Consider the following 25,154-nt stretch of genomic DNA (forward strand, 5'->3'; position numbering starts at 1 on the left):
TGACTTCACTTGAGGCGGTTGGAGAGGAACTGCCGCAGGCGCTCGCTCTGTGGCCGGTCGAGGATCTCGGCGCTGCCGCTTTCCTCGACCAGGCCCTGGTGCAGGAACAGCACCTGGCTCGATACCTGGCGGGCAAAGCCCATTTCATGGGTGACCATGAGCATGGTACGTCCTTCCTCGGCGAGCGTCTGTATCACCTTGAGCACTTCGCCGACCAGCTCCGGGTCGAGTGCCGAGGTGGGCTCGTCGAACAGGATGATTTCCGGCTCCATGGCCAGCGCCCGGGCGATGGCCACGCGCTGTTGCTGGCCGCCGGAGAGAAACGCCGGATACTGCTCGGCGGCGCGTGCCGGCAGGCCGACCTTGTCGAGGTACTTGCGCGCCCGCGCCTCGGCTTCGCTGGCGCTGATCCCCAGCACCTTGCGTGGCGCCAGGCAGATGTTCTCCAGCACCGTCAGGTGGCTCCACAGGTTGAAGTGCTGGAACACCATGGCCAGACGCGTGCGCAGGTTCTGCAGCTGGGCCGGTGGCGGGGTGCGGGTGCCGGGGTGGATCTCCAGGGTCTGGCCGTCGAGGGTGATGCTGCCGGCATTGGGCTGCTCGAGGAAGTTGATGCAGCGCAGGAAGGTGCTCTTGCCCGAGCCGCTGGCGCCGATCAGGCTGATCACGTCGCCCTTGCGTGCCTGCAGCGAGACACCCTTGAGCACCTGATGCTCGCCGTAATGCTTGTGCAGGCCCTCGACGCTGAGCTTGATCGCGCCGGCATGGGCACGGGCTGTCGGTGCCTGTTCGAAGGTGGTGAGTGGCAGTGCGGTAGCGTTCATGGGTTCAGCCTCGTACAGGGTCAAGGAAGCGCATCCAGCGCCGTTCGGCCACGCGGAACAGGCCGACCAGGGCGAAGGACAGCAGCATGTACAGCAGGGCAGCCACGCCGAAGGCCTGGAAGGTCAGGAAGGTTGCGGCGTTGGCGTCGCGGGCGACCTTGAGGATGTCGGCGACGGTGGCGGTGAAGGCCAGCGAGGTGGCATGCAGCATCAGGATCAGTTCGTTGCTGTAGGCCGGCAGTGAGCGGCGCAGGGCGGCGGGCAGCACCAGGAACAGGTTGAGCTTCCAGCCGCGCAAGCCATAGGCCTGGGCCGCCTCCAGCTCGCCAGCGGGCAGGTTGCGGATGGCCCCGGCGAAGATTTCCACGGTGTAGGCGCTGGTGTTGAGCACGAACGCCAATAAGGTGCAGTTGAGCGCGTTGCGGAAAAACTGGTCGAGCAGGGCGTGGTCGCGCACTAGCTGCAGGCTGTAGAGCCCGGTGTAGCAGATCAGCAATTGGATATAGAGCGGCGTGCCGCGGAACACGAAGGTGTACAGTTGCACCGGCAGGCGCAGCCAGGCATGACGCGAAGTACGCGCCAAGGCCAGGGGCAGCGACAAGGCGAAGCCCAGCACCATGCTGGCCAGGAACAGCCAGAGGGTCATGGCCAGGCCCGAGAGGCCGGTGCCATCGTTGTAGAGATAGGCCAGGCCATATTCCTGAAGGAGTTCGATCATCGCGCCAGCTCCTTGATGCCGATGTTGTAGCGCCGCTCGAGGTGCTTGAGCAGGCGATTGGACAAGGTGGTGATGACCAGGTAGACCAGGCCCGCCAGGCACAGGAAGAACAGCATGTCATTGGTGGTCTTGCCGGCGTTCTGCGCGGCCTTGACCAGGTCGGCCAGACCGATGATCGACACCAGCGCGGTGGACTTGAGCAACACCAGCCAGTTGTTGCCCAGCCCCGGCAGGGCGAAGCGCATCAGTTGCGGGAACAGCACCAGCCGAAACCGCTGTGCCCGGCTCAGGCCATAGGCGGTGGCGGCCTCCAGCTGCCCGACGGGTACGCTGAGGATGGCGCCGCGGAAGTTCTCAGTGAAGTAGGCGCCATAGATGAAGCCCAGGGTGACTACCCCGGCGCTGAACGGGTCGATTTCGACATAGTCCCAGCCCAGCATCTCGGTCAGGTCGTTGAGCCAGATCTGCATGCTGTAGAAGATCAGCAGGATCAGCACCAGGTCGGGAACGCTGCGGATCAGCGTGGTGTAGAGGGTGGCCGGGAGGCGCAGCAGCCTGGATCGCGACAGCTTGGCGCTGGCGCCGATCAGACCCAGTGCGAGGCTGAGCGCCAGTGACAGCAGGGCCAGCTTGAGGGTCATCCAGGTGCCCTGGGCCAGCAGCGGGCCGAAGCCTTGCAGGCCGTGAGAGAGGAAGTCGTTCATGACAGGATCTCGCGGGGAGGCCATCGCGGGGCAAGTCGGGTCGCCGCATCGCCGCTCCCACGCGGTGTTGAGCCCGTGGGAGCGGCGATGCGGCGACCCGATTTGCCCCGCGATCGGCGCTGTAGGTCACTCGTTGTAGATATCCACGTCGCCGACGTACTTCTTCTGGATTTCGGCGTAGGTGCCGTCGGCATGGATCATGGCGATGCCCTTGTCGAGCAGGGCCTTGAGTTCGGGATCGCTCTTGCGCAGGCCCATGGCGATGTCCAGCGGCAAGGTTGGGTCCTTGATCGCCGGGCCGCTCTTGAAGTCGGCGCCTTCGGGCTTGGAGAGGAAGTTGAGCTGGGCTTCGAGCTTGTCGGTGACGGTGGCGTCGAGGCGGCCATTGATCAGGTCGGCGTAGTTCTGGTCCTGGCTCTGGTAGGCCTTGACCTGCGCGCCCTGCGGCGCCAGCACGGCGCGGGCGTAGGCTTCCTGCAACGAGCCCTGGAGCACGCCGACCTGCTTGCCCTTGAGCGATTCGGTGGTGTCGCCGAAGTCGGCCGACTTGCGCACGATCACCGAGGTGGGGCTGAGGAACAGGCGGCTGGTGAAGTCGATCTGCTTCAGGCGTGCCGGGGTGACGGCCATGGAAGACATGATGGCGTCGAACTTGCGGGCGCGCAGGGCCGGGATCATGCCGTCGAACTCGTTGTGCACCCAGGTGCACTTGACCTGCAGCTTGGCGCAGATGGCATTGCCCAGGTCGATGTCGAAGCCTTGCAGGCTGCCATCGGCGGCGACGGACTCGAAAGGTGGGTATTCGGGGAAGACGCCGAAGCGGATCTCGGTCCACTCCTTGGCCTGGGCAACGCTGGTGGCACACAACGAGAACAGCAGCACGCCGAGGCGTTTTCGCATGGAGAGCATGGTCTTGGGTCCCTGGGTGTTGTTATTGGTAGTAGGGCGGTTGATGCGTGTAGGTCCGTCAGTGACTCATGGGTCGCGCTCAGAATGCGCGAGATAGACAGGTTTTTTGTGTCGTTTGCCAGCGCGTGGGAGGCCGGATTCGGCTGTTAGTGGGCCACTTGCAGCCGAAACGGCTGTTCCGACAAAGATTTATGGATGTGCGACAGCCGTTTCGGTCATTGGGGCCGCCAAGCGGCCCCGCGTGTTCGGTCAGGCAGCACTGGCCTTGCGCTCACACCCTTTTGGCTGCAGCAAGGCAAACAGGTCCTTAGGGTTCTCGAGTTCAGGCACAAGCGCAATGTCATGCCCGATGTCCAGAGCGCGGGCCACGTCCAGCAGATAGCGCAGCGCCGAGTAGTCCTCCAGGGCGAAGCCGACCGAGTCGAACAACGTGACTTGCCCGGCGTTCTCGCGGCCTGCGGCGCTGCCCTCGACCACCTGCCAGAACTCGGTGGTCGGCGAGTCGGCGGGCATCTGCTGGATCTCGCCTTCGATCCGGCTCTGCGGTTCGTACTCGACGATCACCCGGGCGCGCTCGACGATGTCGCGGTGCAGTTCGGTCTTGCCCGGGCAGTCGCCGCCCACGGCATTGAGGTGCATGCCCGGTTCGATCAGCTCCGGGGTGAGGATGGTGGCGTAGGCCTTGTCGGCGGTAACCGTGGTGACGATGTCGGCGCCGCGCACTGCCTCGGCCACGCTGCCGGCAATGGTCAGCTTCAGTTGCGGGTAGCCGGCCAGGTTGGCCGCCAGTTTCTCCGAAGCCTTGCGGTCGATGTCGAACAGGCGGATTTCCTCGATGCCCAGCAGGGTGTGGAAGGCGATGGCCTGGAACTCGCTTTGCGAGCCGTTGCCGATCAGCGCCATGCGCTTGCTGTCCGGGCGCGCCAGGTAGCGGGCGGCCAGGGCCGAGGTGGCGGCGGTACGGATGGCGGTGGTCAGGGTCATCTCGCTGAGCAGCACCGGCGCGCCGGTATCGACATCGCCCAGGGCGCCAAAAGCCATCACGGTGAGCAGGCCGTTGTGGGTGTTCTTCGGGTGGCCGTTGACGTATTTGAAGGCGTACAGGTTGGCGTCGGACACAGGCATCAGTTCGATCACGCCGTCCGGCGAGTGGTTGGCCAGGCGCGCGCATTTCTCGAAGTCGTGCCAGCGCAGGTAGTCCTGGCGGATGTACTCGGCCATCTCGGTCAGGCAGGTGGGCAGGCCCTTGCGGTTGACCAGGCGGGCGAGGTCATTTACGTCGATGTAGCGGGTCATGATGGTTCTCCTTGACGGGTCAGTGGCGCGAGGGCAGGTGGATTTCGGCGAGCATGCAGCGGGCGCTGCCGCCGCCTATACGTTCGATATGGTCGATGTTCACCACCAGCGGATGGCTGTGGCGTTCGACCTGGCGGCGCTGCTGCGCATCGAGCGAGCGCCAGGCGCTGCGCGACATCACCAGCAGCGAGCGGCCGTCGCGGTCGTGGACCTCGAGCATGTTGCCGGCGAAGTTCTCCAGCTGATCGAAGTTCAGCGCCAGCACCTGCTTGTCGGTGTCGCGCAGCGAATGTTCCAGTGCACGGCGTTCGTCTGGCTGGGGGAGGGCATCGAGGCAGGCCACGGCGAGCTGGCGGCCGACATTCATCATCACGTTGCTGTGGTAGATCGGCGCCTGCTGGCGGTCCACGGCGTGGAACAGGCACAGGCGGTAGTCCAGGTGCTCGGCGAACTGGCGCAGGGCGCGTTCGTGGGTGCGCCCGGAGTGACAGGCGTAGCTGATGCGGTGCTCACGGTCCAGGACCATGCTGCCGGTGCCTTCGAGGAACAGATTCTGCTGTTCCAGCGGGCTCAGGTCGACGGTGCGCTGGATGGCGAAGCGCTCGCTCAGCACGCCCAGTACGCCCTTGCTGCGTTCCAGGCGGCGGTTCTTGCCCTCCATCGGGTAGAGCACCAGGCTGCCGTCGGCATGGCTGCTCCAGCAGTTGTTGGGGAAGATCGAGTCAGGGGTATGGGGCTCCGGGGTGTCCTGCACCACCAGTACGTCGACACCGTGCTGGCGCAGGCTGTCGACGTAGCCGTCGAACTCTTCCAGGGCCTTCGCGCTGGCGGTCTCAGGGTCCAGCGGCGCTTGCTGGAAGCGGTTGTTGGCGGCGGTGTCGGGGTTGAAGGCGAACCGCGCCGGGCGAATCATGAGGACGGTATTTGTTGTTTGCATTGGGCACGCATCCACAGGTGGGCTGTGTGACCATTGTCGGGGGGATCGGGAAGAGATCCCGGCTGAAGCGTGAGTGGGGAGCAGCCAGAAACAGCTGAAGTGGATGGGATGGCAGCCGAATCGGCTGTATGCGGCTTTGGTGGGGGAGTCAAAGAGAAACGGCGCCTCGAAGGGCGCCGTTTTCGTTATTGCCGGAACACCGTATTACTTGTGCAGCTCTTCAGCCGCATACAGGGTGTTCTCCAGCAGGCATGCACGGGTCATCGGGCCCACGCCGCCCGGCACCGGGGTGATCCAGCCGGCGCGGGGCAGGGCGGTCTCGTAGACCACGTCGCCAACCAGCTTGCCGTCTTCCTGGCGGTTGATGCCGACGTCGATGACGATGGCGTCTTCCTTGACCCACTCACCCTTGACCAGCCCCGGCTTGCCGGCAGCGACCACCACCAGGTCGGCACGGCCGACATGGCCGGGCAGGTCCTTGGTGAAACGGTGGCAGACGGTGACGGTGCAGCCGGCCAGCAGCAGCTCCATGGCCATTGGCCGGCCGACGATGTTGGATGCGCCGACGATCACCGCGTTCATGCCGTACAGGTCCTGGCCGGTGCTGTGCAGCAGGGTCATGATGCCTTTCGGGGTGCACGGGCGCAGCAGCGGGATGCGCTGGGCCAGGCGGCCGATGTTGTAGGGGTGGAAACCGTCCACGTCCTTGTCCGGGCGGATGCGCTCGAGCAGCAGCGAGGCGTCCAGGTGCTCCGGCAGCGGCAGTTGCAGGAGAATGCCGTCGACTGCCGGGTCGTCGTTGAGCCGGTCGATCAGATCGGCCAGGGCTTGCTGCGTGGTATCGCTGGGCAGGTCGAACGCCTGGGAAATGAAGCCGACCTCTTCACAGTCCTTGCGCTTGTGCGAGACATAGACTTGGGAGGCCGGGTCGCTGCCGACCAGGATCACCGCCAGGCCTGGCGTGCGCAGGCCCTGCTGGCGGCGCTCGGCGACACGTTGGGCGATCTGCTGGCGCAGGTTGGCGGCGATCGCCTTGCCATCGATAAGGTGTGCAGTCATAGACGCGTGATTAACCATCGAGAAGGGAACATATATAAGAAGCGCACATTCTCGCACGACATGGCCCAAGGGCAAAGGCGGGTGGTCGGGCAAATCCCCTAACCCCTTCAATAATTTAAATTTTTTTGCGAAAGGTGTTGACGCCTCTCAGGGTCGCCTATAAGATTCGCCGCACTTGTCGGGCACTGCCTGGCACGGGTTGGCAAAGCCGGGCAGAATGAGTGATTCGCTTGTTCGGTTTGGCTGGAAGCTTAAGCGCCCGTAGCTCAGCTGGATAGAGCATCCGCCTTCTAAGCGGATGGTCGCAGGTTCGAGTCCTGCCGGGTGCGCCATTAGGCTCGGGCAAGTAAGCAGTAACGCGTTTTGGTGGGCGTAGCTCAGTTGGTAGAGCGCCGGATTGTGATTCCGGTTGTCGTGGGTTCGATTCCCATCGTCCACCCCAGATTTTTCAGGGGCGCCTCGATTGAATGATCCGGCGCCCTTGTTCTAAGCGTTTCATGCGGACGTGGTGAAATTGGTAGACACACTGGATTTAGGTTCCAGCGGCGCAAGCTGTAAGAGTTCGAGTCTCTTCGTCCGCACCATGTTTCTGTAAGGCTGTACCGCAACACTGCATTATGGTGGGCGTAGCTCAGTTGGTAGAGCGCCGGATTGTGATTCCGGTTGTCGTGGGTTCGATTCCCATCGTCCACCCCATATTTTCAGAAGGCGCCCGGATCGAATGATCGGGCGCCTTTTTTGTTTCTGCCATCCGGTGCCTGTGGCTACTGGTGGTCAGGCAATAAAAGCTGTTAGATTTCAGCCGGTTGAATGCCTGGCCGAACAGGCTGCCAGAGGAGTAGCGCATATGATTGCAAAAGAGGCGCGCCAAGCCCTGGCGCTGCAGCGTTTTGCCGAGGCCAATCCGCAGTTGCTCGAAGAAGTCCGTGAGCTGGATGCCCGCGAGCAGGCCCAGCAGATCGAATGGGCGTTCGAGGATGCAGCCCAGGAGCAGGGTGTCCAGCCCTGGGAGTACGCGTTGCAGCTGATCGCCGAGTCGCCGGAGCAGTTGCAGGCCATGCGCCTGGAAGTGCACCGCGAGGTGGCCGAGGCGCTGGGCCTGGCTTGGGAAGAATACTGCCAGTTCAACGAGATCGAGCCGCAGTAAAACTGGCGATCGCCCAGGCTGTTGTTTGTTTGACAAGGTTTTACAACTGCGCGGCATTCGAGGTGGCGCGCGGTCGTTATATGAATAGGCTCGACGCCCCGTCGTGCGGGCCTTCCAGGGAAATCGACCGGCGTGTTTCGCCGACAATCCGGGTGGGGTGACTTCTGGTGCGCGAGTCACTAGAATGTTTGCCCTTGATTCTGGAGTCGGGTTATCGCCGGCTAACGTCTGTGCAACGAGGAATATCCATGCAAGTTTCTGTTGAAAACACTTCCGCTCTCGAGCGCCGCATGACCATCGCCGTTCCGGCCGAGCGCGTCGAGAACGAAGTCAACAAGCGTCTGCAGCAGACTGCCAAGCGCGCCAAGATCGCGGGCTTCCGCCCGGGCAAGGTGCCGATGAGCGTGATCCGCCAGCGTTTCGAGGCCGATGCCCGTCAGGAAGCCTTCGGTGACCTGGTCCAGGCTTCCTTCTACGAAGCCATCGTCGAGCAGAAGCTGAACCCGGCCGGCGCTCCTGCCGTCGAGCCAAAATCGTTCGAAAAAGGCAAGGACCTCGAGTTCGTCGCCATCTTCGAAGTCTTCCCTGAGTTCACCGTTGCCGGTTTCGACTCGATCGCCGTCGAGCGCCTGAGCGCCGAAGTGGCTGACGCCGACCTGGACAACATGCTGGAAGTCCTGCGCAAGCAGAACACCCGTTTCGAGGCCGTCGAGCGCGCCGCGCAGAACGACGACCAGGTCAACATCGACTTCGTCGGCAAGATCGACGGCGAAGCCTTCGCCGGCGGTTCGGCCAAGGGCACCCAGCTGGTGCTGGGTTCCGGCCGCATGATCCCGGGCTTCGAAGAAGGTCTGGTTGGCGCCAAGGCTGGCGAAGAGCGCGTGGTCAACGTGACCTTCCCTGAGGACTACCAGAACCTGGACCTGGCAGGCAAGGCCGCCGAGTTCACCATTACCGTCAACAGCGTTTCGGCCCCTGTGCTGCCAGAACTGAACGAAGCCTTCTTCGCCCAGTTCGGCATCAAGGAATCGACCCTGGAAGGCTTCCGCGCCGAAGTTCGCAAGAACATGGAGCGTGAACTGCGCCAGGCCACCAAGGCCAAGGTCAAGAACCAGGTCATGGACGGTCTGCTGGCCGCCAACCCGGTCGAGGTGCCAAAAGCCCTGCTGGAAAACGAAGTCAACCGTCTGCGCGTGCAGGCCGTTCAGCAGTTCGGTGGCAACATCAAGCCTGAGCAGCTGCCAGTCGAGATGTTCGAAGAGCAGGCCAAGCGTCGCGTGGTCCTGGGTCTGATCGTTGCCGAAGTGGTCAAGCAGTTCGACCTGAAGCCGGACGAAGCCAAGGTTCGCGAAGTCATCGAAGAGATGGCCTCGGCCTACCAGGAGCCTGAGCAGGTCATCGCCTGGTACTACAAGAACGACCAGCAACTGAACGAAGTGCGTTCGGTTGTACTGGAAGAACAAGTTGTAGATACTGTCCTGCAGAAAGCGACTGTGACCGACAAATCGGTCTCGTACGAAGAAGCCGTGAAACCAGCCCAGGCAGCTGCCGACGCTGAGTAACAGGCTACTCTCGTAGGAAACCCCCACAAGCCAGCCTTCGCGCTGGCTTGTGCGTATTCAAGCCATGACTATTTGGGAGTGAGTGCAGGACATGTCCCGCAATTCTTATATTCAGCAGAGCTCTGACATCCAGGCCGCGGGCGGCCTGGTCCCGATGGTTATCGAGCAGTCCGCCCGTGGCGAACGCGCCTACGACATCTATTCGCGCCTCCTGAAGGAGCGCGTGATCTTCCTGGTCGGCCCTGTAGAGGACTACATGGCCAACCTGGTAGTGGCGCAACTGCTGTTCCTTGAGGCGGAAAACCCGGACAAGGATATCCATCTTTACATCAACTCCCCAGGCGGCTCCGTGACGGCTGGCATGTCGATCTACGACACCATGCAGTTCATCAAGCCGGACGTCTCGACCATCTGCATCGGCCAGGCCTGCAGCATGGGCGCCTTCCTGCTCGCGGCTGGTGCCGCCGGCAAGCGCCACTGCCTGCCCAACTCGCGGGTGATGATTCACCAGCCGCTGGGCGGTTTCCAGGGTCAGGCGACCGATATCGAGATCCACGCCCAGGAAATCCTCAACATCAAGGCGCGCCTGAACGAGCTGCTGGCCCATCACACCGGCCAGCCGCTGGAAACCATCAAGCGCGACACCGAGCGTGACAACTTCATGAGCGCTGCGCGCGCGGCCGAGTACGGCCTGATCGACTCGGTCTACGACAAGCGGCAACTGGCATCCTGAAGCAATGCGCCAGAGCGGGTGGGTGCAGATTGCGCCTACCCGCGGACTTGAAAAAGCCAGCGATTGCCTTCATCTTGTGTTTCAAGCCTACCGGATTGGATCGATCGAATGACTGACACCCGTAACGGCGAGGACAACGGCAAATTGCTCTATTGCTCCTTCTGCGGCAAAAGCCAGCACGAAGTGCGCAAGTTGATTGCCGGCCCCTCGGTATTTATCTGCGACGAGTGCGTCGACCTGTGCAACGACATCATCCGTGAGGAGGTGCAGGAAGCCCAGGCCGAGAGCAACGCGCACAAGCTACCCTCGCCGAAAGAAATCAGCGGTATCCTGGACCAGTATGTCATTGGTCAGGAACGCGCGAAAAAGGTGCTGGCGGTAGCGGTGTACAACCACTACAAGCGCCTGAATCAGCGTGACAAGAAGGGCGACGAAGTCGAACTGGGCAAGAGCAACATCCTGCTGATCGGGCCGACCGGCTCGGGCAAGACGCTGCTGGCCGAGACACTCGCGCGCCTGCTGAACGTACCGTTCACCATTGCCGATGCCACCACCCTGACCGAAGCCGGTTATGTTGGTGAGGACGTCGAGAACATCATTCAGAAACTGCTGCAGAAGTGCGACTACGACGTGGAAAAGGCCCAGATGGGCATTGTCTACATCGACGAGATCGACAAGATCTCGCGCAAGTCGGACAACCCGTCCATCACCCGTGACGTCTCGGGCGAGGGCGTGCAGCAGGCGCTGTTGAAGCTGATCGAGGGCACTGTTGCCTCGGTACCGCCGCAAGGCGGTCGCAAGCACCCGCAACAGGAGTTCCTGCAGGTCGATACCCGCAACATCCTGTTCATCTGCGGTGGCGCGTTCTCTGGCCTGGAAAAGGTCATCCAGAACCGCTCCACCAAGGGCGGCATCGGCTTCAGTGCCGAAGTGCGCAGCAAGGAAGAGGGCAAGAAGGTCGGCGAGTCGCTGCGTGAGGTCGAGCCGGACGATCTGGTCAAGTTCGGCCTGATTCCGGAGTTCGTCGGCCGTCTGCCGGTTCTGGCGACGCTGGACGAGCTGGACGAGGCTGCGCTGATGCAGATCCTCACCGAGCCGAAGAACGCGCTGACCAAGCAATACGCCAAGCTGTTCGAGATGGAAAGCGTCGACCTCGAGTTCCGCAGCGATGCGCTCAAGGCCGTCGCGCGCAAGGCTCTGGAGCGCAAGACCGGCGCCCGTGGCCTGCGTTCGATCCTCGAGGGCGTGCTGCTCGACACCATGTACGAGATCCCTTCGCAGAAGGATGTCAGCAAGGTGGTGATCGACGAAAGCGTCATCGAAGGCTCTTCGCAGCCGCTGCTGATCTACGAGAACAGCGAGCCGCAAGCCAAGGCCGCTCCCGACGCCTGATCGGGAACGGGGTAGCAACAGGAAGGGGCCTTTTTGGCCCCTTTTTGCATTTCATGGCCTGGGCGCTTGTAATTTCCCAGGGCTGCCCCCACATTAGCCCCAAGCACCATTTCCAACGGTTTCCGGCCACATGGCCGCTGTAGAGGCGAAATCATGAAGACCACCCTCGACTTGCCTCTTTTGCCATTGCGCGACGTTGTCGTCTATCCGCACATGGTCATCCCACTGTTCGTGGGGCGTGAGAAGTCCATCGAGGCCCTCGAGGCCGCGATGACGGGCGAGAAGCAGATCCTCCTGCTGGCCCAGAAGAATCCTGCCGACGACGATCCAGGCGAAGACGCCCTGTATCGCGTGGGCACCGTCGCCACCGTGCTGCAACTGCTCAAGCTGCCCGATGGCACCGTCAAGGTGCTGGTCGAGGGTGAGCAGCGTGGCGCTGTCGAGCGCTTCAACGAAGTCGATGGCCATATCCGTGCCGAAGTCAGCCTGATCGATGAAGTCGAGACCGCCGAGCGCGAGTCCGAGGTCTTCGTGCGCACCTTGCTGTCGCAGTTCGAGCAATACGTGCAACTGGGCAAGAAAGTCCCGGCCGAAGTGTTGTCCTCGCTCAACAGCATCGAAGAACCTGGGCGCCTGGTCGATACCATGGCCGCGCACATGGCGTTGAAGATCGAGCAGAAGCAGGAGATCCTCGAGATCGTCGAGCTGCAGGCGCGTGTCGAGCACGTACTGGCGCTGCTCGATGCCGAGATCGACTTGCTGCAGGTCGAGAAACGCATTCGCGGTCGCGTGAAGAAGCAGATGGAGCGCAGCCAGCGCGAGTACTACCTGAATGAGCAGATGAAGGCCATTCAGAAGGAGCTCGGCGATGGCGACGAAGGTCACAACGAAGTCGAGGAGCTGAAAAAGCGCATCGACGCCGCAGGCCTGCCCAAGGACGCCCTGGCCAAGGCCCAGGCCGAGCTGAACAAGCTCAAGCAGATGTCGCCGATGTCGGCTGAAGCCACCGTGGTGCGCTCGTACCTCGACTGGCTGGTGCAGGTGCCGTGGAAGGCCCAGAGCAAGGTGCGCCTGGACCTGACCAAGGCCGAGGAGATCCTCGACGCGGACCACTACGGCCTGGAAGAGGTCAAGGAACGCATCCTCGAGTATCTCGCCGTGCAGAAGCGGGTGAAGAAGATCCGCGGCCCGGTGCTGTGCCTGGTCGGTCCACCTGGCGTGGGCAAGACCTCGCTGGCCGAGTCGATCGCCGCCGCCACCAACCGCAAGTTCGTGCGCATGGCCCTGGGGGGCGTGCGTGACGAAGCCGAGATCCGTGGCCACCGTCGTACCTACATCGGTTCGATGCCCGGTCGTCTGATTCAGAAAATGACCAAGGTCGGTGTACGCAATCCGCTGTTCCTGCTCGACGAGATCGACAAGATGGGCAGCGACATGCGTGGTGACCCGGCCTCGGCGTTGCTGGAGGTGCTCGACCCCGAGCAGAACCACAACTTCAACGACCACTATCTGGAGGTCGACTACGACCTCTCGGACGTGATGTTCCTGTGCACCTCGAACTCGATGAACATCCCGCCGGCGCTGCTTGACCGCATGGAAGTCATCCGCCTGCCGGGCTACACCGAGGACGAGAAGATCAACATCGCGGTCAAGTACCTGGTGCCCAAGCAGGTCAAGGCCAATGGTTTGAAGAAGGATGAGCTGGAGGTCGACGTCTCGGCCATCCGCGACATCATTCGCTACTACACCCGCGAGGCCGGCGTGCGTGGCCTGGAGCGCCAGATCGCCAAGGTCTGCCGCAAAGTGGTCAAGGAGCACACCGGCGCCAAGCAGGTGAAGGTCAAGGTGACCGGCGAGCAGCTCGAGCAGTTGCTGGGCGTGCGCAAGTTCCGCTACGGCCTGGCCGAGCAGCAGGATCAGATCGGCCAGGTCACGGGCCTTGCATGGACCCAGGTGGGTGGCGAATTGCTGACCATCGAGGCTGTGGTCATTCCCGGCAAGGGGCAATTGATCAAGACCGGTTCGCTCGGCGACGTCATGGTCGAGTCGATCACTGCCGCGCAGACGGTGGTGCGCAGCCGCGCTCAAAGCCTGGGGATCGCTGCAGACTTCCACGAGAAGCGCGACGTTCACATCCACATGCCCGAAGGTGCCACGCCCAAGGATGGCCCGAGCGCCGGTATCGGCATGTGCACCGCGCTGGTGTCGGCCCTGACCCAGATCCCGGTTCGCGCCGATGTGGCGATGACCGGTGAGATCACCTTGCGTGGCCAGGTTCTGGCCATTGGCGGGCTCAAGGAAAAACTCCTGGCGGCACACCGTGGCGGGATCAAGACGGTGATCATTCCGGAAGAGAATGTTCGCGACTTGAAGGAGATTCCGGAAAACATCAAACAGGATCTTCAGATCAAACCGGTCAAATGGATTGACGAAGTCCTCCAAATTGCGCTGCAATACGCCCCGGAGCCCTTGCCAGATGTGGCTCCGGAGATTGTCGCGAAAGATGAGAAGCGCGACGGCGATGCTAAGGAAAGAATCAGCACGCACTAGTACGTATTTCGCTGGGGGGCTTTGGTTGACAGCATTTTCGGCCCCTTGCTATAAAGCGGCACGCCAGTGTCAACAGGCCACCCAGCGCTCGTTTCATAAGCTTTTCATTACATACTTAGAAACAAACTCAATAGAGAAATAAGGGGACTTAGAGTGAACAAGTCGGAACTGATTGACGCTATCGCCGCATCCGCTGACATCCCGAAAGCTGTAGCCGGCCGTGCGCTGGACGCAGTGATCGAATCCGTTCAAGGCGCCCTGAAAGCCGGTGACGATGTTGTCCTGGTTGGCTTCGGCACCTTCTCGGTCAAGGAGCGCGCTGAGCGCACCGGCCGTAACCCGCAAACCGGCAAGGCGATCAAGATCGCTGCCGCCAAGGTTCCTGGCTTCAAAGCTGGCAAGGGCCTGAAAGACGCCGTCAACTAAGTCGTCTTTCAGCCGGCCCGGGCGTCGCCAGGGCCGACCGCGTGACGGCGGGTCGCAAACGTTCCCGCTGGCACGCTCGCTTCGAAAAGGCGCATCCACTGGATGCGCCTTTCTTCTATCAGGATTCTACCCACGCTCCGCGGTTGTCGACGCAGTGGTACAGCCGTTTCTGGGGGACGCATGCTGCAGAATATCAGGGACAATTCACAAGGTTGGATTGCCAAGACCATCATCGGCCTCATCGTCGTACTGATGGCATTGACCGGTTTCGAGGCCATTTTCCAGGCCGCCAGCCATAGCCAGGACGCCGCCAAGGTGAACGGCCAGACCATCAGCCAGAACGAGCTGAGCCAGGCCGTGGACATGCAGCGCCGCCAGCTGATGCAACAGTTGGGCAAGGATTTCGACCCTGCGCTGCTGGACGAGAAGATGCTGCGCGAAGCCGCGCTCAAGGGGCTGATCGATCGCAAGCTGCTGTTGCAGGGTGCCGAAGACGCCAAGTTCGCTTTTTCCGAGGCCGCGCTGGATCAGCTGATCCTGCAGACGCCTGAATTCCAGGTCGATGGCAAGTTCAGCGCCGAGCGCTTCGATTCGGTCATCCGCCAGATGGGCTACGGCCGCATGCAGTTCCGCGAGATGCTCGCCCAGGAAATGCTCATCGGCCAACTGCGCACCGGCCTTGCCGGCAGCAGCTTCGTCACCGACAAGCAGGTCGAGGCCTTCGCCCGCCTCGAGAAGCAGACCCGTGATTTCGCTTCGCAGACCTTCAAGGCCGATCCGGCCGCGGTCAAGGTGAGCGATGACGAGGTCAAGGCGCACTACGACCAGCACGCCAAGGAATTCATGACCCCGGATCAAGTGGTCATCGATTACCTCGAGCTGAAGAAGTCGGCCTTCTTCGACCAGGTCAAGGTCGACGACGGCGAGCTCAAGGCCCTGTACGAGAAGGAAATCGCCAATCTGGGCGAGCAGCGCCATGCCGCGCACATCCTGATCGAGGTCAACGACAAGACTGACGATGCCAACGCCAAGGCCCGCATCGAAGAGATCCAGCAGCGCCTGGACAAGGGTGAGGACTTCGCCAAACTGGCCAAGGAATTCTCCCAGGATCCGGGTTCGGCCAACACCGGTGGTGACCTCGGCTTCGCCGGCCCTGGCGTGTACGACCCGGCCTTCGAGGACGCGCTGTACAAGCTGAACAAGGACCAGGTATCGGCACCGGTGCGCACCGAGTTCGGCTACCACCTGATCAAGCTGCTGGGCGTGCAGGCGCCGGACGTACCGAGCTTCGCCAGCCTGAAGGACAAACTGACCCACGAGCTGAAGACCCAGCAAGTGGAGCAGCGCTTCGTCGAGGCCACCAAGCAGCTCGAAGACACCGCCTTCGAAGCTTCCGACCTGGCCCAGCCGGCCCAGGACCTGGGCCTGAAGGTACACACTTCCGCAGCATTCGGTCGCGAGGGCGGCGAAGGCATCACTGCCAACCGTGCGGTGATCCAGGCCGCGTTCAGCGAGCAGGTGCTGGAAGAGGGCGCCAACAGCAACGCCATCGAACTCGATCCGGAAACCGTGGTGGTCGTGCGCGTCAAGGAGCACCGCAAGCCCGAGCAGCTGCCGTTGGAGGCCGTGGCCAAGAACATCAGCGAGCACCTGGCGAAGGAGAAGGCGATTGCCGAACTCAAGGCCAAGGCCGACAAACTGATCGCTGGCCTGCGCGATGGCTCGGTCAAGGCCGAAGGTCAGGGCTGGAAGCTTCATGAAGCGGTCACCCGTGGCCAGGACGGCATCGATCCGGCCGAGCTGCAGGCGGTATTCCGCCTCGGCAAGCCAGCGGCCAAGGACAAGCCGGTCTACGGCAGCGTGGTGCTGGGCGATGGCAGCCTGGTGGTCCTGCAGTTGAAGGGCGTCAACGAAGGTGCCGCCGCCACCGATGAAGAGAAAGCGCAGATCCGTCGCTACCTCGCATCGCGTGCCGGTTCGCAGGACTTCGCGGCCTATCGCAAGCTGCTGGAAGGCAGTGCCGACATCACCCGCTACTGAGTCGTGTGCTGATCGCGAAACAGGCCGCTTAATGCGGCCTGTTTCGTTTGTGTGCTTGATGGCACCATCGTGATGGCCTCAGGAGCGCCGGACCCCTTCATGATTGTCCAGCGTGTCCCGGGCAATCTCCCGCCCCAGGGCGATCAGTTCCGGTGCTTTGTAGAACTCGAAGAAGCGGCATACCCGCTTGGGAACGTTGATCAGCACATCCGGCGGATACCCGGCGATCTTGTACTGCGCCAACGACGTCTGCATCACTTCGAAACTCTGGTTGATCAGGTCCAGCAAGGACGCCGGGCCGACGTTGTCGACGATGAACGAGCCGGTGGCCGACTTGGGCGCGCCTTCGCTCTGCGGCGCCGCCGCCGGCTGCTGGCCTTGCGGTTCGGCGCTCTCGCCCAGCCAGGGGTTGGCTGCGGCGAGCCCTTCGGCGACGATCTCCTGCTCCAGACGGATCAGCTGTTCGGCCGGCTTGCGCCGGAACGGCAGGCGCGACCCCAGCGAGCTGATCAAGGCGTCGAAACGCATCTTGAACGCCGCCGGACGCTCGATCACCGGTAACTGATACTGCATCTGGTTGGTGGCGTTGAGGTTGACGGCGATGATCAGGTCGCAGTGGCTGGACACCACCGGGACGATCGGCAGCGGATTGAGAATGCCGCCATCGACCAGCATGCGATTGCCTTGCACCACCGGGGTGAACAGGCTGGGGATGGCCGCCGAGGCGCGCATGGCCTGGTGCAGGCAGCCCTCCTGGAACCATATTTCCTGCTGGTTGGTCAGGTCGGTGGCGACTGCCGTGTAGGGAATGCGCAACTGTTCGATGTTGATCTCGCCGACGATCTTGCGGATCTGCCCGAACACCTTGTCGCCACGAATGGCGCCCAGGCGAAAGCTGACATCGACCAGGCGCAGCACGTCGAGGTAGTCCAGGCTCTCGATCCAGCTGCGGTACTCGTCGAGCTTGCCGGCGGCGTAGATGCCGCCGATCACCGCGCCCATGGAGCAACCGGCGATGCAGGCGATCTCGTAGCCGCGCCGTTCGATTTCCTCGATCACACCGATGTGCGCATACCCTCGGGCGCCACCGGAGCCCAGTACCAATGCCACGCGTTTGCCCATGACTATTCCCCCTGCAACTGTGCAACCATGGTCCAACAATGCACCTAATGCCACCTGTGCTTCAATGTAGCCCGCGCTGAACTACGCTGAGCAGGGCACTTTTCGTTTGTTGTGCCGTCGAACGGCCACCTTAGTTTTTCACCCTCGAGGTATTACCGATGAAAGCCTGGATCACCCTTCCTCTGATTGCCCTGGCCCTGGCCGGCTGCGCGGGCAAGACGGCCTATCGCGACAGTTGCGCGACCCAGCTTGATGCCGCCTGGAAGGAACTGGATCTGGCCAAGGCCGAAGGCTTTGCCGGCACCGTGAGTTATTCCAAGGCGCTGTCGCTGCTGACTGGTGCCAAGACCCAGCAGCAGTTCGAAGGCTTTGAAGGTTGCACCCGCAAGGCCGAGAAGGCGCGTTTCTACATTCGTGAGTCCCGCGCCGGGCGTTGAGTGAGGAGCGTCACATGCCGAGCATGATCGACCATGTGGTTTCCAGGGTCCTGGCCCTGCAGGTGGGGATGCTGGCCTGCCGCGAGCGTCTCGCCGCCGATACCGACAGCGAGGCGCTGCACGACCTGCGCACCACCCTGCGCCGGCTGCGTAGCCTGTTGCGGCCCCTGCGTGGCTTGCCGGGTGTCGAGCAGTTGGAGGAAGCGGCGGGGGCACTGGGCACGCTCACCACACCGTTGCGTGACCGCGAAGTGCTGGCTGCGCAACTGGTCGGGCGCGGTCATATGCAGGCCGGCGAGCGCCGCCAGGAGGGAAGGGCGAGGACCTTTGCCGGCGTCGCGACCAGTGCCCAGCTTACTCGGGTACTGGCGATTCTCGACGCCTTCCCGCTGTTCTTGCGCGCTGCCGACCGCGAAGGCTTGACGCAAGGCATGCGTAGGCGCATCGACAAGCGCCTGGAGAAGCAATGGCGCAAGCTGGCCAGGGCGCTGGATGATCCGGCCCATGATCGGCATCGTCTGCGCCTGCTGATCAAGCGCGTTCGCTATGGGGATGAGGCCTACCCCCAACTCGAGCATGCCGGCAAGAAGCTGCAGCGTCTGTTGAAAAAGGCGCAAGGCGATCTTGGCGACTGGCATGACCGCGTGCAGTGGTTGCTGCAGGTGCGTGAGCACAGCGACCTGGCGGGTTGCAAGGTGGCCTGGGAGCATGAGCTGCATGCTGCCGAGGGGCGCTCGGATCTGACCCTCGAGGCATTGCAAAAAGCCCTGGCGCGCCGTTAGTCCCGGCAAATGACCGAAATGCGGGCTGTGGCTGGCGTGATCGCTGGTTACTATCGGTTCTTTTCGCGCAGGAGCCCTGGCACATGAACTTCACAGAATTGCTGACAGCCGCGCGCGCTCACCCCGAGGCGGTTAGCGTGCCGGCTGGCTGGGCCCAGGGGCGGGCGGTGTTCGGCGGCCTGATGGCGGCGATGGTGCACGAAGCGATGCGCCAGAAGCTCGGCGACAACCGCCCGGTGCGTTCGCTGGCCATCACCTTCGTCGGCCCGGCGGCGCCGGATGTACCGATCAGCCTGGAGGTGGAAGTGCTGCGCGAGGGCAAGGCGGTCAGCACCTTGCTCGGACGCGCCGTGCAGGATGGCCAGGTGGTGACCCTGGTGCAGGGCAGTTTCGGTGCCGGTCGTTCTTCCGTGGTGGCGGTCGACGCGCCAGCCGCGATGCCGATGAAGCCGCTGCAGGAGGCGGCATCGGAGCTGCCCTTCATCAAGGGCATTACACCGGAGTTCATGCAGCACGTGGCGTTTCGCTGGGCGCTGGGCGGCCTGCCGTTCAGTGGCAACGACTCACGGCATATGGGCGGTTGGGTACGCCTGCGTGATGTCGCCGAGGAGCCGGTCGGGGTGGCGCACCTGCTAGCGCTGGTCGATGCCTGGCCGCCCAGCCTGCTGCCATATCTCAAGCAGCCCGCCGCCGGTAGCACGCTGACCTGGACCATCGAGTTCGTGCAGCCCACGCCGCAGCTGTCGACCCTCGACTGGTGCCGCTATGTGGTCGAGACCGAGTATGCCCGGGATGGCTATGGGCATGCGGCCGCTGCGTTGTGGACGGCGGAAGGGGAGTTGCTGGCGTTGAGCCGGCAGACGGTGACCGTGTTCGCCTGAGCCATCTTCATCAAGTCAATCGCGGGGCAAGCCCGCTGCCACGGCGTTCAATGGCGCTTGTGGGAGCGGGCTTGCCCCGCGATGTTTTCAGTCAGTGGCGATGCTTGTGCCGCTCGCGCCAGGCCCGCCACCAGGCGCCGCTCAGCACGAAGCGCGGGAAGGTGATGAACTGCTCGGTGAGCAGCCGCTGCACGGCATCCTGGCGATTGGCGAAAGGCTCGGGCTGCTCGGCTTCCAGGCGATGCCCCTGGCGTTGCAGGCCGAGCCCGGCCACCAAGGCGATGACGCCCACGGCGATCTGCGACAGGTCCAGCCCGAACAGCCCCGACAACACCAGCAGCGCGCCCAGGATGAACAGCGGCACGGCGATCAGATGCAGCACCAGGTTGGTGGGGTGGCGGTGATTGTGGTGGTAGCCGCGCCATTGCCAGGCGGGCAGGTTGGGCAGTCGTTTGCTCATGGACAGATCCTCGGGGGCCTGTGCAAAGCTTAGTGCGGCCCCCGCATGTGGGCCAATCGAGGCTGGCTATGGTGACCATAGCCAGTGAGGGTCAGAGCTTGAGCTGGCCGATGGCCTTGTTCAGTTCGCCGGCGAGGGTCGCCAGTTCGCTGCTGGTGGTGGCCGAGCCCACGGTCTGCTGCACGGTCTCTTCGGTCACGTCGCGGATACTGACGACGGCGCGGTTCATCTCCTCGGCCACCTGGCTCTGCTGCTCGGCGGCCACGGCGATCTGGGTGTTGCTTTCGCGCATCTGCGCCACGGCGCTGGTGATCTCGGCCAGGGCCTCGCCGGCCTCGCGCGCCTGCTTGACGCAATCGTCGGCCTTGTACGAGCTTTCCTGCATGAAATCCACCGCATCGCGGGTGCCGGCCTGCAGGTCGGCGACCATGGTGGTGATCTCGTCGGTGGAGGTCTGCACACGTTTGGCCAGGTTGCGCACTTCGTCGGCGACCACGGCGAAGCCCCGGCCCAGGTCGCCGGCCCGGGCGGCCTCGATGGCGGCGTTGAGGGCAAGCAGATTGGTCTGTTCGGCAATGCTGTGGATGACCCCCACCACGCCATTGATCTTCTGGCTGTCGTCAGCCAGCTGGCGGATCATTTCGGCAGTCTGCTGCACACCGCTGGACAGCCCGGCAATCGAGTCCTGCACGCGGCTGACCACGGCCTGGCCGCTGCCGGCCAGGGTGTCGGCGGTCTGCGACAGGTCGCGGGTGGCGCCGGCGTGCTGGGCGATATGGTGCACCGTGGCGGTCATCTCGTTGATCGCGGTGGCCGCCTGGTCGGTCTCGCTCTGCTGGCCGATCATGCCGTGGCGCACCTCGTCCATGCTGCCGGCCAGGCGCGCGGCGCCCGAGTCGAGCTGCGCGGCGGTGCGCGCCACGGTGCTGACCACGCGGTGGTAAGTGGTCTGCATGGCGTTGAACGCACCGGCCATCTGGCCGACTTCGTCGCCGCAGGCCAGCGGTACCCGGGCCGAGAGGTCGCCGGTTTTTTCTACGTGCAGCATCACGTCCTTGAGGGTGTTGAGCTGGCTGAGCAGGAAGCGGATCAGCAGCTGCGAGGCGCACAGCATCGCCAGCATCAGGATCAGCACGCACACGGCATAGTTGCTGAAGCGGTCGAAATAGACCTGGCGCAGGCTGGGGGACTGGGCAAGCACGGCGATGTGCTGCTCGTCCCGGCGCAGTACCTGGGCGCCGCGCAGGGGGTTGTCGCCGAGGATCCAGGCACTGGGCAGTTCGACCCAGCCCTGGGCATCGCGCAGGGCCTCGAGCGGTTCGCCGGCAAACTGCGGTGTCTGGCCGTTGCGCCAGGTGATCAGGTTGGCCTGCGTGGGTAGCGCCTGCCCGGCGGGCCAGGCCGCGAGCAGTTCGGCCTGGGCCTGCGCTTGCGCCTGGGCGCCGCTGGCGCGGGCCTGCTGCTCCAGGTGCACGGCATAGAGCACCAGCATCAGCGTGGTGACGAAGGCCACTGCGTTGACGGCCCAGAACTTGTATTTGAGGGAAACGTTGCTAAGCCAGGCACCCATGGTAGGTCTTCTCTGAGTTGGCGGAAACATTATTGGCAAGGTGCCATCATTGTGCCCGCCAAGGCCAGGGACCTCGTTGATATGCGTCAAGAAACCTCAGGCAGGCCGAAGAACGCGCGGGCGCAGGCGCTGGTGTGGGCGGCGGTGTGTTCCATCGTTTCGCCGCGGTGCAGCGCCACCTCGCGGAGCACTTCGGGCAGGAACGCGGGCTCGTTGCGGCCGTTCTTCGGCTTGGGCCTGAGGCTTCGTGGCAGCAGGTAGGGCGCGTCGCTTTCCAGCATCAGGCGGCCTTCCGGGATGTTGCCGACCAGCGGGTGCAGGTGGGTGCCACGGCGCTCGTCGCAGATCCAGCCGGTGATGCCGATGTGCAGGTCCATGTCGAGGTAGGCGAACAGTGCCTGGCGCTCACCGGTGAAGCAGTGCACCACTGCCGCGCTCAGGTGGTCGCGGTAGCTCCTGAGGATCGCCAGCAGGCGTTCGCTGGCCTCGCGCTCGTGAAGGAACACCGGCAGGCGCAACTCGACCGCCAGCGCCAGCTGCGCCTCCAGGGCCTTTTCCTGGGCGGGGCGTGGGGAGAAGTCGCGGTTGAAATCCAGGCCGCATTCGCCCACGGCCACGACCCGCGGTTGGGCGAGCAGTTCGCGCAGCTGACGTTCGCTGTTAGCGCTCCAGTGGCTGGCATCGTGGGGGTGCACGCCGGCAGTACTGAACAGACGCTGGCCGGGTTCGTCCAGGCGTTGGCACAGTTCCAGCGCTTCGGCGCTGACATCCAGACTGGTGCCGGTGAGGACCATCTGTGCCACGCCGGCTTCCACGGCACGCTCGACGATAGCGGTCTGCTGGTCGCGGAAACTGCTGTTGGTCAGGTTGACGCCGATATCGATCAGTTGCATGGTGCTACCTCTTGCCGCAGGGCGGCCAGCATAGCAAAAACCGCGATATCGCGAAAAAACCAAGAACTTCAAACGTTTGCCGTGGTCTGTTGCGGTCATTTATCACGGATCGATCACAGCGCATGGTGCCTGCCAACCGCCCTCGGACCCTTACCGCCATGGTGCGAACCTTTTTCACCAGCCTGTTGCTGTCCGGGTTGCTGGCCGCCGGGCCGGTCGCTGCCGGCGAAGCGGGGCCGCAGCAGCATGTGCCAGCCAGCCAGGCCCGTGACCTGGCGCAGATCCGCTCGAGCAAGGTGCTGCGGGTGCTGGTCAACCAGAGCCGCAACAGTTCCGGCGAGGTTAAGGGTGAACCGGTCGGGATCGAGTACTACCGCCTGCGTGGCCTGGAGCACGCCCTCAATGCCCGGGTCGCCGACGGCCAGGAAATCACCCTGAAGATAATCCCCCGCGCCAAGGAGCAGTTACTCGGTGCGCTGCAGCGCGGCGAGGGCGATCTTGCCGCGCCCGGTGAACTGCTTGACCCCGGCCTGGTGCGCGGCGTCGAGGCCAGCGCCCCGGTGCTCGACCAGGTTCCCCTGCAACTGGTCGGGCGCAAGGGCGAGCGCGGCTACAACCGTGCCGAACAGCTGTCCGGGCGCACCATCGCCCTGACCACCGCCAGTGCCGCGGGGCCGGCGATCGAGGCGATCAACCAGCAGTTGGCGCTGCGCAAGCGGGCACCGATCAAGGTGGAGTGGGTCGACCCGACGCTGGCGGTGGAGGATGTGCTGGAGATGGTCCAGGCGGGCATCTACCCGCTTACCGTGGTGGAGCGTCCCATCGCCCAGCGCTGGGCGCGGGTGATGCCGCGCCTGCGGGTCGACAGCAAGCTGCAGCTGGCTCCGCCCCAGGCCATGCGCTGGTATCTGCGCAAGGATGCGCCGATGTTGCGCACGGCGGTGGACCGCTTCCTGGCCACCTACCGCGCGCCCGACAACCAGGACGCGGCGTTCGAGCGTATCTACCGGCGCCAGTACCGGGTGCACAATCCATTGGCCCGCCAGGACCGCCAGCGCCTGGCCGCGTTGCGCCCGGTGCTGCAGAAACATGGCGGCGACCAGCAGTTCGACTGGCTCAACCTGGCCGCCCTGGCGTTCAAGGAGTCCACCCTCGATCCCAAGGCGCGCGGCACCGGCGGTGCCCACGGGCTGATGCAGATCACGCCGTCGGCGGCCCAGCGGGTAGGCGTGAGCAACACCGCCACGGTGGATGGCAACGTCCAGGCCAGCGCCCGCTACCTGGCGCTGATCCGCCGCAAGTTCTTCGCCAGCCCCCAGCTCAACGAGCGCGAGCGCATGGCGTTCATCCTGGCCGCCTACAACCTCGGGCCGGAGCGGGTCCAGGCCATGCGCGCCGAAGCCCGGCGACGGGGGCTCAACGGCAACCAGTGGTTCTTCCAGACCGAGCGCATCGCCATGGAGCAGGTGGGCATGGGGCCGGTGAACTTCGTCAACAGCGTCAACAAGTACTACCTTGCGTTCAACCGCGAGCGCGCCTCCCTGGAGCGGGTGGCCAAACGCTAATTAAATCTAATTATTCGATATGATTTACGCGATTATTGCGATTTTCTTATTCGATGATTTGATTATGATGGCGCCCATCCAACACACACACCTGCTCAAACAAGGAAGCACCTCATGAACAATTCCCTGAAAGCCCTTTTCACCACCCGCGCCGGCTACGGCCTGAGCGTCGTGCGCATCCTGGTCGGTGTCATCTTCATGGCCCACGGCGCGCAGAAACTCTTCGGCCTGTTCGGTGGCTACGGCCTGGAAGGCACCGGCCAGTGGATGGAAAGCATCGGCCTGGCTCCGGGCTACCTCATGGCCCTGCTGTCCGGCAGCGCCGAGTTCTTTGGCGGCCTGGCGCTGGTGCTCGGCCTTTTGGCCCGCCCGGCTGCGCTGGCGCTAAGCGTGACCCTGGTAGTGGCGATCTTCTCGGTGCATATCGGCAACGGGCTGTTCATGTCCAACAACGGTTATGAGTTCGCCCTGGCGCTGCTGGCCGGCACCGTGGCTGTGCTGATCGAAGGCGCGGGCCGCCTGTCGCTGGACCGTGTGATCGCACGCTGAAACAAAGCTGCAAGCTTCAAGCCTCAAGCTGCAAGTGGTCAAAGCGATCGACTTGCAGCTTGTAACTTGCGGCGTGTCCCTCTAGCATACCGATTGCGCCGATTTAAACAGCTACTTGCGGGGCGCAGGAAGGGCCCCCGACGGGTCTTCCGAAATACCGCTAAAGCGCTGGTTCGGTGACGCCTCCCACCGCTGCCCAGCGGGATCAGCGAGGCGGAGAGAGACTCCATGAGTTGCCCACGTACCAGTGTCTGTTTGACCCCCCTGGCCAAGAACCAGGCTTCCCGTACCCCGCGCATCCTGCTCGGCGGCCAGCATCAACCCACGCTTTTGCGCAATCTCGATGGCTTCTCCCGGCGTAAGGGCCAGGCCTGTGCCTTCCTCATCCAGTTCTCCGACAGCTGTGACCAGCTCGATCAGTACGGCAACGACCGCTTCGACCTGGCCGTGATCCAGGCCCCCGCGGCGCAGGATGCCGACGAGGTCATCGGCCAGCTCACCCGCATCGCCCGCCAGGGGCTGATCACCCGCCGTTGAGCGGCGTGTCGCGGCCAGGCGTTTTTCGTTAAGCTCGGTCTCTCGGTGGGCGCCTTGCGCC

At 63.5% G+C, this 25,154-nt stretch carries 24 protein-coding genes and 4 tRNA genes; 17 read left to right on the plus strand and 11 right to left on the minus strand.

Annotation, left to right across the window (positions count from 1 at the left end):
* Window positions 1–5 precede the first annotated feature (5 nt).
* From AAHK21_RS22805 to folD, 7 genes are all read right to left on the minus strand, one after another.
* Complete coding sequence (locus tag AAHK21_RS22805) at window positions 6–824, minus strand: ABC transporter ATP-binding protein (protein ID WP_367858408.1); 819 nt, start codon at window positions 822–824, stop codon at window positions 6–8.
* A 4-nt stretch (window positions 825–828) separates the two neighbouring features.
* Window positions 829–1,542 carry an ABC transporter permease gene (locus tag AAHK21_RS22810; RefSeq protein WP_367858409.1) on the minus strand — a complete coding sequence of 238 codons (714 nt, stop codon included), beginning with the start codon at window positions 1,540–1,542 and terminating at the stop codon, window positions 829–831.
* Window positions 1,539–2,246, minus strand: coding sequence for an ABC transporter permease (locus tag AAHK21_RS22815; RefSeq protein WP_367858410.1), 708 nt, complete (start codon window positions 2,244–2,246; stop codon window positions 1,539–1,541). Before AAHK21_RS22815 ends, AAHK21_RS22810 begins: the two co-directional genes overlap by 4 nt.
* Window positions 2,247–2,372: 126 nt before the next feature.
* Window positions 2,373–3,155: an ABC transporter substrate-binding protein gene (locus tag AAHK21_RS22820; RefSeq protein WP_367858411.1), complete on the minus strand. Its 783-nt coding sequence runs from the start codon at window positions 3,153–3,155 to the stop codon at window positions 2,373–2,375.
* 249 nt (window positions 3,156–3,404) lie between these two features.
* Entirely contained in the window at window positions 3,405–4,451 is a 1,047-nt protein-coding gene (locus AAHK21_RS22825) for an ornithine cyclodeaminase (protein WP_367858412.1), read from the minus strand.
* A gap of 19 nt (window positions 4,452–4,470) precedes the next feature.
* The gene (gene ctlX / locus AAHK21_RS22830; protein ID WP_367858413.1) at window positions 4,471–5,388 is read right to left on the minus strand and encodes a citrulline utilization hydrolase CtlX; all 918 of its coding nucleotides are present in this window, start codon (window positions 5,386–5,388) and stop codon (window positions 4,471–4,473) included.
* Window positions 5,389–5,592: 204 nt separating this feature from the next.
* Window positions 5,593–6,447, minus strand: coding sequence for a bifunctional methylenetetrahydrofolate dehydrogenase/methenyltetrahydrofolate cyclohydrolase FolD (gene folD, locus AAHK21_RS22835; protein ID WP_367858414.1), 855 nt, complete (start codon window positions 6,445–6,447; stop codon window positions 5,593–5,595).
* Between the two features lie 255 nt (window positions 6,448–6,702).
* Between folD and AAHK21_RS22840 the strand changes: the two genes are divergently transcribed.
* From AAHK21_RS22840 to AAHK21_RS22890, 11 genes are all read left to right on the plus strand, one after another.
* A tRNA-Arg gene (locus AAHK21_RS22840) sits at window positions 6,703–6,779 on the plus strand.
* Window positions 6,780–6,813: 34 nt separating this feature from the next.
* Window positions 6,814–6,889: transfer RNA gene (locus AAHK21_RS22845), tRNA-His, on the plus strand.
* A 57-nt stretch (window positions 6,890–6,946) separates the two neighbouring features.
* Window positions 6,947–7,031, plus strand: a tRNA-Leu gene (locus AAHK21_RS22850).
* A 36-nt stretch (window positions 7,032–7,067) separates the two neighbouring features.
* Window positions 7,068–7,143, plus strand: a tRNA-His gene (locus AAHK21_RS22855).
* A 151-nt stretch (window positions 7,144–7,294) separates the two neighbouring features.
* Window positions 7,295–7,594, plus strand: a complete 300-nt coding sequence (locus AAHK21_RS22860; RefSeq protein WP_367858415.1) for a DUF6388 family protein — start codon at window positions 7,295–7,297, stop codon at window positions 7,592–7,594.
* Between the two features lie 248 nt (window positions 7,595–7,842).
* Window positions 7,843–9,156: a trigger factor gene (gene tig / locus AAHK21_RS22865; RefSeq protein WP_367858416.1), complete on the plus strand. Its 1,314-nt coding sequence runs from the start codon at window positions 7,843–7,845 to the stop codon at window positions 9,154–9,156.
* Between the two features lie 91 nt (window positions 9,157–9,247).
* Entirely contained in the window at window positions 9,248–9,889 is a 642-nt protein-coding gene (gene clpP / locus AAHK21_RS22870) for an ATP-dependent Clp endopeptidase proteolytic subunit ClpP (RefSeq protein ID WP_023629742.1), read from the plus strand.
* A 108-nt stretch (window positions 9,890–9,997) separates the two neighbouring features.
* Entirely contained in the window at window positions 9,998–11,281 is a 1,284-nt protein-coding gene (clpX, locus tag AAHK21_RS22875; RefSeq protein WP_031314790.1) for an ATP-dependent Clp protease ATP-binding subunit ClpX, read from the plus strand.
* 153 nt (window positions 11,282–11,434) lie between these two features.
* Window positions 11,435–13,831 (plus strand): endopeptidase La, encoded by a 2,397-nt coding sequence (gene lon / locus AAHK21_RS22880; protein ID WP_046854889.1) that lies wholly within the window; start codon window positions 11,435–11,437, stop codon window positions 13,829–13,831.
* A 153-nt stretch (window positions 13,832–13,984) separates the two neighbouring features.
* Entirely contained in the window at window positions 13,985–14,257 is a 273-nt protein-coding gene (locus AAHK21_RS22885) for an HU family DNA-binding protein (RefSeq protein WP_023629739.1), read from the plus strand.
* A 180-nt stretch (window positions 14,258–14,437) separates the two neighbouring features.
* Window positions 14,438–16,297 carry a SurA N-terminal domain-containing protein gene (locus tag AAHK21_RS22890; RefSeq protein ID WP_367858417.1) on the plus strand — a complete coding sequence of 620 codons (1,860 nt, stop codon included), beginning with the start codon at window positions 14,438–14,440 and terminating at the stop codon, window positions 16,295–16,297.
* Between the two features lie 78 nt (window positions 16,298–16,375).
* On the opposite strand, the gene AAHK21_RS22895 is transcribed toward AAHK21_RS22890, so the two are convergent.
* Complete coding sequence (locus tag AAHK21_RS22895; RefSeq protein ID WP_367858418.1) at window positions 16,376–17,419, minus strand: patatin-like phospholipase family protein; 1,044 nt, start codon at window positions 17,417–17,419, stop codon at window positions 16,376–16,378.
* Window positions 17,420–17,577: 158 nt separating this feature from the next.
* Here AAHK21_RS22895 and AAHK21_RS22900 point away from each other — a divergent pair, with 158 nt between their 5' ends.
* The 3 genes from AAHK21_RS22900 (at window position 17,578) to AAHK21_RS22910 (ending at window position 19,519) form a co-directional block, all read left to right on the plus strand.
* Window positions 17,578–17,856: a hypothetical protein gene (locus AAHK21_RS22900; protein ID WP_046854892.1), complete on the plus strand. Its 279-nt coding sequence runs from the start codon at window positions 17,578–17,580 to the stop codon at window positions 17,854–17,856.
* A gap of 14 nt (window positions 17,857–17,870) precedes the next feature.
* Window positions 17,871–18,638, plus strand: coding sequence for a CHAD domain-containing protein (locus tag AAHK21_RS22905; protein ID WP_367858419.1), 768 nt, complete (start codon window positions 17,871–17,873; stop codon window positions 18,636–18,638).
* A gap of 83 nt (window positions 18,639–18,721) precedes the next feature.
* Complete coding sequence (locus tag AAHK21_RS22910; RefSeq protein ID WP_367858420.1) at window positions 18,722–19,519, plus strand: acyl-CoA thioesterase; 798 nt, start codon at window positions 18,722–18,724, stop codon at window positions 19,517–19,519.
* Window positions 19,520–19,610: 91 nt separating this feature from the next.
* On the opposite strand, the gene AAHK21_RS22915 is transcribed toward AAHK21_RS22910, so the two are convergent.
* The 3 genes from AAHK21_RS22915 to AAHK21_RS22925 form a co-directional block, all read right to left on the minus strand.
* Window positions 19,611–19,979, minus strand: a complete 369-nt coding sequence (locus tag AAHK21_RS22915) for an Mpo1-like protein (RefSeq protein ID WP_046854895.1) — start codon at window positions 19,977–19,979, stop codon at window positions 19,611–19,613.
* A gap of 91 nt (window positions 19,980–20,070) precedes the next feature.
* Complete coding sequence (locus AAHK21_RS22920; RefSeq protein WP_046854896.1) at window positions 20,071–21,549, minus strand: methyl-accepting chemotaxis protein; 1,479 nt, start codon at window positions 21,547–21,549, stop codon at window positions 20,071–20,073.
* An 86-nt stretch (window positions 21,550–21,635) separates the two neighbouring features.
* Window positions 21,636–22,442 (minus strand): TatD family hydrolase, encoded by an 807-nt coding sequence (locus AAHK21_RS22925; protein WP_367858421.1) that lies wholly within the window; start codon window positions 22,440–22,442, stop codon window positions 21,636–21,638.
* 158 nt (window positions 22,443–22,600) lie between these two features.
* Here AAHK21_RS22925 and AAHK21_RS22930 point away from each other — a divergent pair, with 158 nt between their 5' ends.
* The 3 genes from AAHK21_RS22930 to AAHK21_RS22940 all read left to right on the plus strand — a co-directional run bounded on the left by AAHK21_RS22930 (window position 22,601) and on the right by AAHK21_RS22940 (window position 25,093).
* Window positions 22,601–24,007 (plus strand): transglycosylase SLT domain-containing protein, encoded by a 1,407-nt coding sequence (locus tag AAHK21_RS22930; RefSeq protein ID WP_367858422.1) that lies wholly within the window; start codon window positions 22,601–22,603, stop codon window positions 24,005–24,007.
* A gap of 114 nt (window positions 24,008–24,121) precedes the next feature.
* Window positions 24,122–24,556 carry a DoxX family protein gene (locus tag AAHK21_RS22935; RefSeq protein ID WP_367858423.1) on the plus strand — a complete coding sequence of 145 codons (435 nt, stop codon included), beginning with the start codon at window positions 24,122–24,124 and terminating at the stop codon, window positions 24,554–24,556.
* Window positions 24,557–24,784: 228 nt separating this feature from the next.
* On the plus strand, window positions 24,785–25,093 hold the full coding sequence (locus AAHK21_RS22940) for a hypothetical protein (protein ID WP_046854898.1): 309 nt from the start codon (window positions 24,785–24,787) through the stop codon (window positions 25,091–25,093).
* Window positions 25,094–25,154: the final 61 nt, after the last annotated feature.

Origin of the sequence: Pseudomonas sp. TE50-2 (genome assembly GCF_040813665.1) — a bacterium.
Lineage (GTDB): Bacteria > Pseudomonadota > Gammaproteobacteria > Pseudomonadales > Pseudomonadaceae > Aquipseudomonas > Aquipseudomonas soli.